The 15,150-nt window shown below is 73.1% G+C and carries 9 protein-coding genes and 1 pseudogene; 8 read left to right on the top strand and 2 right to left on the bottom strand.

What is annotated here, in order from left to right:
- From ABZ318_RS22865 to ABZ318_RS22880, 4 genes and pseudogenes are all read left to right on the top strand, one after another.
- Positions 1–1,831 (top strand): annotated as a pseudogene (locus ABZ318_RS22865) (serine/threonine protein kinase); the annotation flags it as partial.
- Between the two features lie 112 nt (positions 1,832–1,943).
- Positions 1,944–3,716 (top strand): protein kinase, encoded by a 1,773-nt coding sequence (locus tag ABZ318_RS22870; RefSeq protein ID WP_356904331.1) that lies wholly within the window; start codon positions 1,944–1,946, stop codon positions 3,714–3,716.
- Between the two features lie 152 nt (positions 3,717–3,868).
- Positions 3,869–5,536, top strand: coding sequence for a succinic semialdehyde dehydrogenase (locus ABZ318_RS22875; RefSeq protein WP_356904332.1), 1,668 nt, complete (start codon positions 3,869–3,871; stop codon positions 5,534–5,536).
- 43 nt (positions 5,537–5,579) lie between these two features.
- Positions 5,580–7,406 carry a GMC family oxidoreductase gene (locus ABZ318_RS22880; RefSeq protein ID WP_356904333.1) on the top strand — a complete coding sequence of 609 codons (1,827 nt, stop codon included), beginning with the start codon at positions 5,580–5,582 and terminating at the stop codon, positions 7,404–7,406.
- A gap of 672 nt (positions 7,407–8,078) precedes the next feature.
- Here ABZ318_RS22880 and ABZ318_RS22885 read toward each other — a convergent pair.
- Entirely contained in the window at positions 8,079–8,381 is a 303-nt protein-coding gene (locus ABZ318_RS22885) for a chorismate mutase (protein ID WP_356904334.1), read from the bottom strand.
- 394 nt (positions 8,382–8,775) lie between these two features.
- On the opposite strand from ABZ318_RS22885, the gene guaA reads away from it, so the two are divergent.
- From guaA to ABZ318_RS22905, 4 genes are all read left to right on the top strand, one after another.
- Complete coding sequence (guaA, locus tag ABZ318_RS22890) at positions 8,776–10,368, top strand: glutamine-hydrolyzing GMP synthase (protein ID WP_356904335.1); 1,593 nt, start codon at positions 8,776–8,778, stop codon at positions 10,366–10,368.
- A 123-nt stretch (positions 10,369–10,491) separates the two neighbouring features.
- Entirely contained in the window at positions 10,492–11,280 is a 789-nt protein-coding gene (locus tag ABZ318_RS22895) for a class II aldolase/adducin family protein (RefSeq protein ID WP_356904336.1), read from the top strand.
- Positions 11,281–11,457: 177 nt separating this feature from the next.
- Complete coding sequence (locus tag ABZ318_RS22900) at positions 11,458–12,699, top strand: hypothetical protein (RefSeq protein WP_356904337.1); 1,242 nt, start codon at positions 11,458–11,460, stop codon at positions 12,697–12,699.
- A 420-nt stretch (positions 12,700–13,119) separates the two neighbouring features.
- Positions 13,120–13,581 (top strand): DoxX family protein, encoded by a 462-nt coding sequence (locus ABZ318_RS22905; RefSeq protein WP_356904353.1) that lies wholly within the window; start codon positions 13,120–13,122, stop codon positions 13,579–13,581.
- Positions 13,582–13,737: 156 nt separating this feature from the next.
- On the opposite strand, the gene ABZ318_RS22910 is transcribed toward ABZ318_RS22905, so the two are convergent.
- Positions 13,738–15,078: a PspC domain-containing protein gene (locus ABZ318_RS22910; protein ID WP_356904338.1), complete on the bottom strand. Its 1,341-nt coding sequence runs from the start codon at positions 15,076–15,078 to the stop codon at positions 13,738–13,740.
- Positions 15,079–15,150 lie beyond the last annotated feature (72 nt).

A 15,150-nucleotide genomic window follows, 5' to 3' on the forward strand; every position in this document is an offset into this window, starting at 1 on the left:
CCGGCTCGGCGAGACCGGGGCGCTCCCCGTCCAGCGTCCCGCGCCGCCGGAGACGCCCGGCCCGCCTCCGCCGCCGACGGCGCAGGCGTCCGGCGCGCCCGAACCGCAGTGGTGGGCGCGGGTGGCCGAGGACGAGGACGACGAGGACGACGGCGACGAGCCGTACGGCGCCGGCCCGCCGCCGCGTGTGATGCTGGCCGGCAGCTGGAGCGACGGCCCGCACGCCGCGCGCGACGGCTCCGGGCCGATCCCGGCCGGTGGCGGCCCCCTGCTGCCCGGTTCGGGCCGCCCGGCCCTGCCCGCCGGGTACACCGCGGCGACCCCGGGCCCCGCGCCGCTCCCGGTCCCCGTCGGGGCCCGGGACGAGGCGCCGGTCGCGATCCCGGCCCAGGCACACCGGGGTCCGACCACGCGGCTGGCCGCCGAGCGGGCCCGTCAGACCCGGATCGCGGTCGTCGGCGCCGTGACCGAGCGCTGGGCGCCCGAGCAGGCCGGGCCCGTGCACGAGAACTGGCGCCTCGCCCCGCCGATCGGCCCCGCCACCGACCTGTGGGCGCTCGGCGCGCTCCTCTACCGGGCCGTCCAGGGCCACGCCCCGTACCCGGAGGACAGCGCGGCCGAGCTGGTCCAGCTGGTCTGTGCCGAACCGCCGGCCTTCGCCGAGGAGTGCGGGCCCCTGCGCCCGGTCGTGGAGTCCCTGCTGCGTCAGGACCCCACCGAGCGGCCCGACTTCGAGGAGCTGCGCGGCTGGCTGCGCTCCCTCGTCCGCTCGGCGCCGGAGCCGGACGCCGGGTTCGGAGTCGTACCGCTGCCGTCCTTCGACGAGGCGCGGCTGCCGATCGTGCGCCGGCGCGGTGAGCTGGTGCGCCGGTGGCGCGGGGGAGCGGGGGCGGGCCGGCACCGTCACAAGCGCGGCAAGGACCCGCGCCCCGCGACCCGGGGCGAGGCCCCGCGGGGGCCCGTACAGGACGACGGGTACGGCCAGGAGCACGGCCCCGCGCGCGTACAGCCCGATTACCGCGAGGAGTTCCGTGACGAGTTCCGCGACGAGTTCGACGGAGAGATCCCGCAGCGCGCTCCCCGCGCGCCCCGGTCCTCGGCGCGCTCGTCGTCCTCCCGGACCCTGGGTTCCCCGCGCTCCCTGGGCCGTACGCTCCTGATCCTCGTCTTCCTGCTGCTCGCGGGAGCCGTCGCGTACGCCGTCCTGTTCATGCCGGGGAAGGGCGAGCGGCCCGCCGCGCCGGCCACGCCCACGACCGCGACGGGCTCGGCGCCCGGCCCGTCCGCGACCACGGAGCCGCCCGCCGAACCGACCGCGAAGCCGACCACGGGACCGGCCACCACCCCGCCCCCGGCGGACCCTTCGGCTCCCGCGCTCGCCGCCGGGTACGACCTGCGCCAGGACCCGGAGGGATTCCGGATCGGGGTCCCGAAGGGGTGGCGGCGCAGCCCGATCAACGACGCCGGACAAGTGCGCTACACCGGCGGCGACTTCACGCTGATCGTCGTTCCCGGCCGGGACGGCGTCCGGGACAACGGCGCGGACCCGCTGGAGTACCAGAACGCCAAGGAGCGCGAGCTGGAGCCGTACCGGTCGTCCAGCTGGTCGCAGGCGTTGAGGGCGCGCCGGGTGGACATCGGCCGGACGCCGACGGCGGAGGGCGACTACACCTGGCTGGACAGCACGGGCCGTGAGGTGTTCGTGCGCAACCTCGCCCTGATCGACGGAGGTCGGTACCACGTCGTCCAGGTCATCGGACCGGAGAGCGAGCGCGACAAGGTGTCCGAGGTCTACGAGCAGGCCACGAAGGCGTTCCGCCCGGGACGGTGATACGCATGTCCTACCGCTCCCCGGTCACAGTGCTGTTCCTATGACCGCCCCGAGGTTCCGCCGCGCGCACCCCCCTCCGTAACCTGGCATCAGAAGGAACGGGCGGGGGCAAGTGGAACATTCTCAGAGCACAGGGGCGGGGCTGCTGCTCGCCGGTCGCTACCGGCTGGGCGAGTCCATCGGGCGCGGCGGCATGGGCAAGGTCTGGCGCGCCCACGACGAGGTGCTGCACCGCGTGGTGGCGGTGAAGGAGCTGACGGCGGGTCGCTTCGTGGCCGAGGCCGACCGGCTCGTGCTGCACGCCCGTACGCAGAAGGAGGCGCGGGCCGCCGCGCGGATCACGCACCCGGGCGTGGTGACCGTCCACGACGTCCTGGAGCACGACAACCGGCCGTGGATCGTGATGCAGTACGTCGACGGGCCCTCGCTCGCCGACGCCGCCAAGGAGGCCGGCAGGATCGAACCCCGCGAGGCGGCCAGGATCGGACTGCACGTCGTCGGCGCGCTGCGCGCCGCGCACGCGGCCGGGGTGCTGCACCGGGACGTCAAACCGGGCAACGTGCTGCTCGCGCGGGACGGGCGCGTCCTCATCACCGACTTCGGGATCGCGGCGATCGAGGGGGACTCGACGATCACGCGGACCGGCGAGATCGTCGGCTCCATCGACTACCTGGCGCCCGAGCGGGTGCAGGGCGGCGACCCGGGCCCCGCCTCCGACCTCTGGTCCCTCGGCGCCACGCTGTACACGGCGGTGGAGGGCACCTCGCCGTTCCGCCGCACCTCCCCGATCAGCACCATGCAGGCCGTGGTGACCGAGGAGCCGCCGTACCCGGAGAAGGCGGGGCCGCTGGCCTCCGTCATCGTGGCCCTGCTGCGCAAGGACCCGGCGCAGCGGCCGCGCGCGGACGAGGCCGAGCGGATGCTGCTCGACGCGATGGAGGGGCGCGCGCCGACGGCGGCGCAGGCGTACGTGCCGACCCAGCGCGTGGCCAGGGAGGACCTGGACTCGGCGGCGGGCGCGCACGGCCCGGGCGGCGACGCGCGTAGCGCCGGTGCCACGGGTGGCGGTACGGGCATGGGTACGGGCACCGGTACGGAGGGCCTGACGCCCGGCGAGCCGCGGAAGGTCACCGCGCAGTGGCCCCACCCGCCTCACCAGACCAACCAGTCCCACCTGCCGCACCAGGCCAACCTGCCTCACCAGCCGCACCCGTCACACCCGTCACACGTGCCCCCACAGCACCCCACGCTCGCCCCCACTTCCCCGTCCGCCTCCGGTCGTGGCCGCTGGCGCACCGCCGTTCTCGCGGCGCTGCTCGCCGGGGTCGTCGCGGGCGGTGCCGTCTTCGCGGCCATGAACTACGCGGGCGGCGGCGGCGACGGCGGACGGACCACGGCGACCTCCCCCGCGGCCAAGGGCGCGGGTGACGACGTCCCGGCCGGCTGGCACCGCGTCAAGGACCCGAAGGGCTTCAGCCTGCTCGTACCGGACGGCTGGAAGCGGCAGACGGAGGGCGACCAGATCGACTACACCCCGGACAACGGCCGCCACCGCATCCGCATCAGCATCGACCGCAGCCCCGACTTCGAGAACCCGTACATGCACGCCCTCGACCTGGAGCTCCAGCTGGGGAAGCGCATGGACTACAAGCGGATCAAGCTCGACCAGGTCACCTACCGCGACCAGGTCCGCTCCTGTCTGTGGGAGTTCACCTGGACCGAGAAGAAGACCTTCCCCGGACCGCGGCACGCGATCGACCAGATGTACTACGAGGACGACGGCACCGAGTACGCCATCTACATGTCCTCGCCGGTGTCGAGCTGGGAGACCACCCGGGAGCAGTTCGACATCGTCGTCCAGCACTGGCGCGCGCCGGGTGACTGAGGGGCGGAAAAATCTCCGCGGGCGGGCGCCGGGGGCCGTAAGGCCCTGATCAGGGCTTATGTGCCAGTGATCGCTGGCGCGATGTGTGTGGACGGTGAAAACGCGTTACCGACGGGTACCCAAAGGTCGGAACGCGGCCTACGCTCGGCCCCATGACGGACTCGCAGGCCCCCGCCGCCCTCACGGTTCCCGCCGACACCGCCGCCGAGGCGGCCCGCCCGGCCGCGCCCGCCGGTGCGACCAACCCGGTCGCGCCCGCGCCCGCCGGCGCGCGGACCGCCGCCGACGTCGTGACGCCCGAGCTGGTCGCCCGGCTCACCCGCGGAGTCGTCGGCTCCGGCCGGACCGCCAACCACACCCCCTTCACCGGGGAGAAGCTGGCGGACCTGCCCGAGTCCACCCCCGAGGACGTCGCCGAGGCCTTCACGCGCGCGCGTGCCGCCCAGACCGCCTGGGCCGCCACCCCGGTCAGGGCCCGCGCCGCCGTCCTCCTGCGCTTCCACGACCTCGTCCTCCAGCGGCAGGCCGAGGTCCTCGACCTCATCCAGCTGGAGACGGGCAAGGCCCGCCTGCACGCCCACGAGGAGGTGCAGGCGGTCGCCGTCGCCGCCCGCCACTACGGCCGCAAGGCCGCCTCGTACCTGCGCGCCAAGCGCCACACCGGCGTCGTGCCGACCCTCACCAAGGTCACCGAACTGCGCCAGCCGCGCGGGGTCGTCGGCCAGATCGCCCCCTGGAACTACCCCCTGGAGCTCTCCGTCGGCGATGCGCTCCCCGCCTTCGTCTCGGGCAACGCCGTCGTCATGAAGCCCGACACGGAGACCGCGCTCACCGCGCTCTGGGCCCGTGACCTGCTCATCGAGGCCGGACTGCCCGCCGAGGTCTTCCAGGTCGTCCTCGGCGAGGGCCCGGTCGTCGGCCCCGAGGTCGTCGCCCACGCCGACTACGTCTCCTTCACCGGCTCCACCCGCACCGGCCGCGAGGTCGCCCGGGGCGCCGCGGCCCGCCTCGTCGGCGTCTCCCTCGAACTCGGCGGCAAGAACGCGATGCTCGTCCTGGAGGACGCCGACATCGAGAAGGCCGCCGCCGGAGCCGTCCGCGCCTGCTTCTCCTCCGCCGGACAGCTCTGCATCTCCATCGAGCGGCTGTACGTGCACGAGTCGATCGCCGACGCCTTCCTCGACCGCTTCGCCGCCCGCACCAGGGCCATGCGCCTCGGCAACTCCCTCGCGTACGGGGCGGACATGGGCTCCCTCGTCGGCGAGCGGCAGCTGGAGACCGTCACCAAGCACGTCGAGGAGGCCGTCGCCAAGGGCGCCACGCTCGTCGCCGGCGGCGTCGCCCGCCCCGACATCGGCCCCCTCTTCTACGAGCCGACCATCCTCGACGGCGTCGAGGCCCCGATGGCCGTCTGCGGCGAGGAGACCTTCGGCCCGGTCGTCTCCGTCTACCGCTTCACGGACGAGGACGAGGCCGTCGAGCTCGCCAACGCCACCCCGTACGGCCTCAACTCCTCCGTCTGGACGAAGGACTCGCGCCGCGGTCACGCCGTCGCGGCCCGGCTGCGCACCGGCACCGTCAACATCAACGAGGGGTACGCCCCGGCCTACGGCAGCGTGCAGTCCCCGATGGGCGGCATGAAGGACTCCGGGCTCGGCCGCCGCCACGGCTCCGAGGGCATCCTCAAGTACACCGAGGCGCAGACCGTCGCCCAGCAGCGGCTGATCCCGCTCGCGCCCTCCTTCGGGATGGACGACGAGAAGTACGCCGCGTTCATGAGCGTGTCCCTGAAGGCGATGAAGGCCCTGCGCCTGCGCTGACGCCGCCCTGTCCTTTCTCACACCTTTCCGTACGAGGAGAGCCATGACCGCGCTACCCCCTACCCAGAACCAGGAGCTCGCGGACGACACCGCGTACGACTACGACGTCCTGGTCGTGGGCTCCGGCTTCGGCGGTTCGGTCACCGCCCTTCGCCTCACCGAGAAGGGCTACCGGGTCGGCGTCCTGGAGGCCGGGCGCCGCTTCACCCGCGCGACCCTGCCCAAGAACTCCTGGGACCTGAAGAACTTCCTGTGGGCCCCCGCCCTCGGCCTCTACGGCCTCCAGCGCATCCACCTGCTCGGCAACGTCATGGTCCTCGCGGGCGCCGGCGTCGGCGGCGGCTCCCTCAACTACGCCAACACCCTCTACGTACCGCCCAAGCCCTTCTTCGACGACCCGCAGTGGAAGGACATCACGGACTGGCAGGACGAGCTGCGGCCGTACTACGACCAGGCGAAGCGGATGCTCGGCGTCCGCCTCAACCCGACGATGACCCCCTCCGACGTGCACCTGAAGTCCGCCGCCCAGGCCATGGGCATCGGCGACACCTTCCACATGGCGCCGGTCGGAGTCTTCTTCGGAGACGGACAAGACGCCGTCGGCGGGGATGGGGTCGGGACGGCGAAGGCCAAGCCCGGCGAGGAGGTCGCCGACCCCTACTTCGGCGGCGCGGGCCCGGCCCGGCGCGCCTGCACCGAGTGCGGCGAGTGCATGACCGGCTGCCGCCACGGCGCCAAGAACACCCTCAACGAGAACTACCTGTACCTCGCCGAGAAGGCGGGCGCCACCGTCCACCCCATGACCACGGTCGTCACCGTCACCGAGGACTCGCGGGGCGGCTTCGCCGTGAAGACCCTGCCCACCGACGACCGCAGGAAGGGCAGGGGCCGGACCTTCACCGCCCGGCGGGTGGTCATCGCGGCCGGCACGTACGGCACGCAGACCCTGCTGCACCGGATGAAGGACAGCGGACTGCTGCCCCGCATCTCGAACCGGCTCGGCGAGCTCACCCGCACCAACTCCGAGGGACTGGTCGGCGCCCAGACCACCGACCGCCGCTACCGCAAGCGGCACGGCAAGGAGAAGGCCGACTTCACCAGGGGCGTCGCCATCACCTCGTCCGTCCACCCGGACGAGAACACCCACATCGAGCCGGTCCGGTACGGCAAGGGCTCCAACTCCATGGGCAGCCTGACCGTCCTCCAGGTGCCCTACGGCGCCCACCGGGTACGGAACTGGTTCCTCAACCTGCTCAAGCACCCGGCGCTCGCCGTCCGCTCGCTCTCCAACCGGCACTGGTCCGAGCGGACCATCATCGGCCTGGTCATGCAGTCCCTCGACAACTCCCTCACGACCTACCGCAAGCCCGGCGGCCTCGGAAAGGGCCTGCTCACGGCCCGCCAGGGGCACGGCGCACCCAACCCGGTCCAGATCCCGGAGGCCACCCAGGCCGCCACCCTCCTCGCCGAGGAGATCAACGGCTTCGCCGGATCCAACGTCGGCGAGCTGATGGGCACCCCGCTCACCGCGCACTTCCTGGGCGGCTGCCCGATCGGCGCCGACGGCTCGACCGGCGTCATCGACCCGTACCACCGGCTCTTCGGCCACCCGGGGATCTCCGTCGTCGACGGCGCGGCCGTCTCCGCCAACCTCGGCGTCAACCCGTCCCTGACGATCACGGCCCAGGCGGAGCGCGCCATGTCCTTCTGGCCGAACAAGGGCGAGGAGGACCCGCGCCCGCGGCAGGGCGAGGCGTACGTACGGCTCTCGGCGGTCGAGCCGAAGTCCCCCGCCGTCCCGTCCGAGGCCTTCGGCGCCCTGCGGCTGCCGTTCCTGGGGATCCCGACGGTCCCGCCGAAGAAGGACTGACGGCTGACACGCGTGGGCGAAAGCGGCTGACACGCGTAGACGAAGCGGCCGACACGCGTAGATGAAAGGGCGCTGCACCCCCCTCCGAGTGCAGCGCCCTTCCAGCTTTGGTGTTGCTGCATAGATGACCTGCGACCGGCGGGATTGGTTGTAGCGGTTGCGCAGGATCTTTGTGTGACGCGCGTCACATCCTGTGGTGGGCTGTGTCCCCGGGCATGAAGGAGGGCCCCGCGCTCGCGATTCCGGTCGCGGCGCGGGGCCCTCGGGGTCGGCACCGGTGTCAGGGCAGCGGCGGTGCCGAGCGGGGCGGCGCCGGGGGTCGCGCCGCGGGGGGAGGGGATCGGGGATGGCGGGATCGGGGATCAGGGGGACGGGGAGGATCGGGAGATCGGCCGGTTGCGGCCGGCCCCGGGCGTCCCCGGGACCGACCGCCCTTTCTGGGTGACCGGGCTGCTGTCCCCTGCTGTCCGGTCACGCGCGCTGGTGCGAGGTCCCACGACGTACCCGAGAGGTACGCCACACGCCCCAGCGAAGCCACGCGTGGTTTCTTTCGGGCCCGCCCCTGGCTGGCACGGACAACCGGACCAACGAAACCCGGCCGGAGCCGGTCACGCGCCGTACGGGTGAGGACGCTCCCGAACTCGGGTGCGGGAGCCCACCCGCACGCGTCCCTCAGATGCGGCCCCGGCACAGCTCCAGCATCGTCATCGCCAGCGCCGTGCCCGGCTTGCCCAGCGCGTCCCTGTAGTGGCCGAGGACCTCCATCTCGCGGGCCAGGTTCACCCGGCGGCCGCCGGAGGAGATCCGGGCCTCCTGGATGACGGTCGAGATGGCCACCCGTTCCTGGATGAGGCCGATGATCCGGTCGTCGAGGGCGTCGATGCGCTCGCGGGCGTCGCCGATCAGCGTCGCCGCCTCGTCGGTGCGGGCGCCGGTCTGCTCGGTGATGGTCTTCGCGGTGGCGGTGGTCGTCATGGCGGGGGCTCCTTGGGGTGTCGGGTCCGGGAGCCCCGGGGCGACATCGCCCGGAGACAAGCAGAACGCCCCGGGCCTTGTCGGCCCGGGGCGCCTGGGAAGTCGCTTGTCAGTTGCTCAAGCAGCACGACCATGGCAGCCGGTGGGCCGGTTGCCATAGGTAAAGACGAAGGTCGGGTGCTTGCGCATGGCGACAGTATGGACCCTTTCGCACACCCCGTCACAACCCGGGTTCGGATAGTGAGACGAAAAGAGTCACCGGCGCGCCGGTAGAATCGACAAATAGCCCCCCTTTCGAGGGACCCCTCAGGACCTCTTGGACCCCATGGACCCCCTTGGGCCCCGCAGGGAACCTCGGCAGGGAAACCTCTCCTACCGCCGGAAGGCCGCCGTAGTGTCATCAGCGACTCCCGCTGCCGCGCCCGACGTCTCCAACCCGGACGTAGTCCTCGTTGTCGACTTCGGCGCCCAGTACGCCCAGCTCATCGCCCGTCGCGTCCGTGAGGCGCGGGTCTACAGCGAGATCGTCCCGTCCACCATGCCGGTGGCCGAGATGCTGGCCAAGAACCCGAAGGCGATCATCCTCTCCGGCGGCCCGTCCTCCGTGTACGCCGAGGGAGCCCCGCGCCTCGACCGAGAGCTCTTCGAGGCGGGCGTCCCCGTCTTCGGCATGTGCTACGGCTTCCAGCTGATGGCGACGACCCTCGGCGGCACCGTCGACAACACCGGCGCCCGCGAGTACGGCCGGACCCCGCTGCACGTCTCCAAGGCCGGCTCCACCCTCTTCGAGGGCACCCCGGTCGAGCAGTCCGTGTGGATGTCGCACGGCGACGCCTGCTCCGCCGCCCCCGAGGGCTTCACCGTCACCGCCTCCACGGACGTCGTGCCGGTCGCCGCCTTCGAGAACGACGAGAAGAAGCTGTACGGCGTCCAGTACCACCCCGAGGTGCTGCACTCCACGCACGGCCAGCAGGTCCTGGAGCACTTCCTCTACCGCGGCGCCGGCATCGAGCCCAGCTGGACCACCGGCAACGTCATCGAAGAGCAGGTCGCGGCCATCCGCGCCCAGGTCGGCGACAAGCGCGCCATCTGCGGTCTGTCCGGCGGCGTCGACTCCGCCGTGGCCGCCGCGCTCGTGCAGAAGGCCATCGGCTCGCAGCTGACCTGCGTCTACGTCGACCACGGCCTCATGCGCAAGGGCGAGACCGAGCAGGTCGAGAAGGACTTCGTGGCCGCCACCGGCGCCAACCTGGTGGTCGTCGACGCGCAGGAGCGCTTCCTGAACGCGCTCGCCGGCGTCTCCGACCCGGAGACCAAGCGGAAGATCATCGGCCGCGAGTTCATCCGCGTCTTCGAGCAGGCCCAGCTGGAGATCCTCCAGGAGGAGGGCCCCGAGGTCGCCTTCCTCGTCCAGGGCACGCTCTACCCGGACATCGTCGAGTCCGGCGGCGGCACCGGCACCGCCAACATCAAGTCGCACCACAACGTGGGCGGCCTCCCCGACGACATCGAGTTCCAGCTCGTCGAGCCGCTGCGCCAGCTGTTCAAGGACGAGGTCCGCATGGTCGGCCAGGAGCTCGGCCTGCCCGAGGAGATCGTCCAGCGCCAGCCGTTCCCCGGCCCCGGCCTCGGCATCCGCATCGTCGGCGAGGTCACCAAGGAGCGCTTGGACCTGCTGCGCGAGGCCGACGCCATCGCCCGCGAGGAGCTCACCGCGGCCGGCCTCGACCGCGAGATCTGGCAGTGCCCGGTCGTCCTCCTCGCCGACGTCCGCTCCGTGGGCGTCCAGGGCGACGGCCGCACCTACGGTCACCCGATCGTGCTGCGTCCCGTCTCCTCCGAGGACGCCATGACGGCCGACTGGTCGCGCCTGCCCTACGAGGTGCTCGCCAAGATCTCGACCCGCATCACCAACGAGGTCGCCGACGTGAACCGTGTCGTCCTCGACGTCACGAGCAAGCCGCCGGGCACCATCGAGTGGGAGTAAGCCCTCCCGCACGCGCACGAGGCCGCCGTCCCCGCACTCCGGGGCGGCGGCCTCGCCGCTTCCCGGCCGGGATGTCCGTCCGGACTCTGGTGACTTGACCGGCCGGGCGTTACCTTCCGGCGCATGAGCGTGATACCGGACCCCGTCCCCGTCGAACGGCTCCACTTCGCCCTGCCGCCCGTCCACGCGACGGCCGAGGAGGAACGCACCCACCGCAAGCAGCGGCTCGCCGGCGCGCTCCGGATCTTCGGGCGACTCGGGTACGAGGAGGGCGTCTCGGGCCACATCACCGCCCGCGATCCGGAGTACCCCGACTGCTTCTGGGTGAACCCCTTCGGAGCCCCCTTCGAGGACCTCACCGCGAGCGACCTCATCCTCGTCAACGGCGACGGACAGGTCGTCCGGGGCGGCCACCACGTCAACCAGGCCGCCTTCACCGTCCACGCCCAGGTCCACCGTGCCCGGCCCGACGCCATCGCCGTCGCCCACACCCACTCCGTCCACGGCCGGGCCCTCGCCGCCCTCGGCGAACTCCTCGACCCGATCACCCAGGAGGCCTGCGCCTTCTACCAGGACCACGCCCTCTACGACGCCTACACCGGCGTCACCGTGGACCCCGAGGAAGGCCGCCGGATCGCCGTCGCCCTCGGCACCTTCAAGGCGATCGTGCTCCGCAACCATGGCCTGCTCACCGTCGGCACCTCCGTCGACGCGGCCGCCTGGTGGTTCATCGCCCTCGAACGCTGCGCCCGGGTGCAGCTCGCCGCACGGGCGGCCGGCAAGCCGGTGCTCATCGACCACCGCGAGGCGGTCGCCACCCGGGAACAGCTCGGCAGCGACCTCGTCGCCTGGATCAACTACCAGCCCCTGTGGCGCAGGATCAGCCGAACGGACCCCGAACTCCTGTCGTAACACCATCGCTTCACCCTTCTGTACGTCAATGAGATGGCGCGGCAATCACCCTCCGGCGGGGCGCACGCGGCGGGCGCGAGAGCCGCCGGTACGGCACAATTCCGTGGAATCAACGGCTGGTTGGTCCTTCGGGGCGCGCCGGTACGCATCGACGCGGGCCGTGAAGTGAGCTCGGGAGTGAGCACCGTGGCGGTTCAAGAGGCGAGACAGTACGGCGAGCACGCGACGGCCTGCGCCGGCTGCGCCCACTGCGGGCAGGCCGGGCACCGGCGCGCCGTCGCCGCCTTCCTGGCCCGGCGCGATGAGCTCGCCGCCGGACACGGCGTCCCCGCGGCCGTCGCCCACTCGCCGGTCGCCGCCCGCCAGTGGGTCTCCGACGAGCTCGCCCAGTCCGCCCGCGCGGTGACCGTGCGCGGCCGGGAAGCCGGGCTCGCCTGGCTCGACCGCGTACGCCGCGGCGGTCTCGGCGCCGTCTGGGGCGCCGTCCTCGCCCTCCTCCTCGGCCAGGCCCTCACCGCCATCGGCGGCGGCTGGACCGGCGCCCGCACGGCCGGCCTCTGCACCGCCCTGGTCCTCGCCGTCCTCCTCAGCGCCGCCGCCCACGCCCACCGCGCCCGGGGCGGCCTCCTCGCCCCGCTGATCGGCGAGGACAACCGGCTCTCCACCACCCGCGCCGTCGCCGCCGGCTGGCTGCTGCTCCTCGGCTTCACCCTCCTCTTCCTGGCCTTCCGGTCGCCCGGCGCGACCGCCTTCGGTCTGGTCCGGGGCGCCGGCCTGCTGACCGTCCTCGCCCTCGTCGCCTCCGTCACCGTCACCGCCCGTCTCGTCGTCGCGCGGGGGATCGCGGCCGGCCGCCTCCAGAAGGTGCGGGCCGACCGTCCGCGCGCCGCCGACCTGGTCTGCGACGACAGCGGCCGGGCCGCCCTCGCCGACGTGCAGTACCTCCTCGTCTCCGGTGCCGTCCTCGCCCTGGCCGCCGTCGGACTGGCCCGCGACCCCGACCGGCTGCCCGAGGTGCCCTGGTCCCTCGTGCTGCTCGTCGGCGTCTCGGCGGCCTGGCACCTCGCTGCGAAGGTCACCGAAGGCGTCCGCCCCACGATCCACTCCGTTGTCCGGTCCCGGGAGGCGGGCGACCTCGACGCCCCGATCCGCCCGGGCGACGACATCGAGATCCGCGGCTGCGGCTTCGTCCCACCCGGCGCCGGTGCCCCCGATCCGCTGACCCGTCTGGTCGTCCGCATCGGCCCCGTCCACGCCCACGTGCCGCTGGTCCCGCTCCCGGGCGGCTTCGCCAACCCCACCGACGCGACCCTGACCGTCCCCCTCCCGGCGGACGTGGAACCGGGCCGGGCGGAGGTCTCGGTCGTCACGGCGGCCGGCGTGGAGACCAACCGGGTCACGATCGACGTCGTGGACTGAGCGTCCGGGCCCCCTTCCCGTGTCTCCGGCGCCGGTACGAGGAGAATCGTTCGGCGAGCAGTCGTCCGGGGCGTGGAGAGGTGACCGACGATGACGGGACAGACGGACCGGCCACACGACAAGGGCGACGACCCGAGCCGGCCCGGCAGTACCGATGCCTCGGGCGGGCCCGACGGTACCGGTGCTTCGGGCGGCGCCGGCGGTACCGATGCCTCGGGCGGGCCCGACGATACCGATGCCTCGGGCGGTGCCGGCGGTACCGGTGCCTTGGGTGGGCCCGGCGGTACCGATGCCTCGGGTGGGGCCGGCGGTACCGGAAGTCCGGTCGGGGCCGGCCGCACCGGTGACGCGGACGGGACCGGCACCGGCGACCTGGGCGGGGCCGGTGGGCGTTTCGCCGAGCGGAAGGCCACCTTCGACCTGTGGAAGGCGACCGCCTCCCGCTACGCCCTCCTTCCGCTGCGGATCTTCCTCGGCGTCACCTTCGTCTACGCCGGACTCGACAAGCTCACCGACTCCGCCTTCTTCGCCGACACGGGCGGCGGCTCCATCGGCGAGATGATGCGCGGCGTCCGCGACGGCTCCGCGATCCCCGCCCTCGTCGACCTCGCCCTCAAGAACCCGGCCGGCTTCGGATACGCCATCGCCTTCGGCGAGCTCGCCGTCGGGCTCGGGACCCTCTTCGGTCTCTTCGCCCGGCCGGCGGCGCTCGGCGGCGCGTTGATCTCGCTGAGTCTCTGGCTGACCGTGAGCTGGCAGGTGCACCCGTACTACCTGGGCAACGACCTGGCCTATCTGATGTCCTGGCTCCCGCTGCTGCTGGCCGGGGCCCCGGTGCTCTCGCTGGACCGGCTCCTCGCCGAACGACGCCGTATTCGATAGGCGACCCAGGTCGCGAGGGCGGCGGTGCCGAGGCCGCCGCAGAGCACGGGGATCACCGCGTACCACGGGGTCGTCCAGGCGTCGGCGGCGTCGCCCGCGTAGGCGGCGGCCAGGGCGAGGGCGGTCAGGCCGACGAGCAGCCGACCGGGGCGGAACTCATGAAGCAGCACGGGTGACCTCCACCTGTCCGAGTCCGACCTCCAGCGAGAGGTCCAGGGTGCCGGCCGGGGTGGTCCCGGCCGGCGGGGTGAGCGTCCGGGTCACGTCACGGTCCGGCGCGATGTCGATGTCGCCGGCGGGCGCGCCCGGCAGCTGCAGATCGCCCAGGCCCACCTCGGCGTGCAGCTTCACCACCGCGCTCTTCGGGACGATCACCTTGACCCGTCCGGCGCCCACCCCGACGCGCGTCGCCGCCGTCGTGCCGGCCGGAAGCGGGAGCCGGGACAGGTCGAGCGTGCCGACCCCGGTGCCCAGCTCGTAGCCCGGCCGCACTTCGGCGACCGAGGCGGGCCGCCAGGTCTCGCGGACCCAGTCCATGGTGATGCGACCGGGCAGCGCCGAGGACAGGGCCAGCAGACCCGCCGTGATCACGGTCAGGAAGACCGTGCCGAAACCGGTCCGCCCGAGGAAGCTGCTGACGACGAGGCCCAGGCCGAACACCGCGAGCGCGGCCGCCAGACCGATCTGCAGGCTGGTGCCCAGCGGGTGGGTGTCCCACGTCAGGCCCGTGCCGAGACCGCCCGCGATCAGGGCGAGCAGGAAGACGAGCCCCCCTATGGAGAGCGGGCTCCGGCGGACGGAGGGCGCCGGACGCCCGGGCACCGCCGGGTCGGGCCCCCACTGACTGCCCGGCTTCGGCACCTCGCCGTTCACCCGGCCGTCCTCGTCCAGGATTCCGTGCGGACCCCACAGATAGCCGACGGCGATCTTGCCCGTCGAGCCGTCCTTGACGATCGGGTCCTTCCACCAGGAGGGGAACTCGGCGAGTGGCGGCGCCTTGGTCTCGGGCGGCGCCTCGGCGACCGTGAGGACGGTCGCCGCGTCCGACCTGCCCTCGGTCTCGCCGCCGACCCGCCGCCGCTGCGACCAGACCGCCGCCCCGCACACCGCGAGCGTCAGCGTGAGCGTGAAGCCCAGCATCTCCCCGCTGTGCAGGGTCGACAGGAAGATCCCGCAGCCGATCAGCGCCATCAGCAGGGCCGCCAGGGAGGCCCCGGACACCCGGCCCGTCAGCAGTCCGCGCCCTTCGCTCTCCTCCTCGCCCACGAGCGGGATCAGCAGCCACGCGAAGCCGTAGAACACCAGCCCCAGGCCGCCCGTCACCGACAGCACGCCGATCACCACCCGGAATATGACCGGGTCCAGGTCGAAGCGCCGACCGAGGCCTCCGCACACGCCGCCCACGACGTTGCTTCCGCGCGAGCGCCGGAGCGGCGGGGCGGGATCGGCCTCCGCCGGCGGCGGGGCCTCGTGCTGCGAAGGCATCGAACTCGTCATGCCTCCATGGTGACGGCCCGTGACGTCCCGCGGCACCGGGGCCGACCCTGGCCCGACCCTGATATTCACGGG

The organism is Streptomyces sp. NPDC006197, assembly GCF_040613865.1.
In the GTDB taxonomy this organism is placed as follows: domain Bacteria; phylum Actinomycetota; class Actinomycetes; order Streptomycetales; family Streptomycetaceae; genus Streptomyces.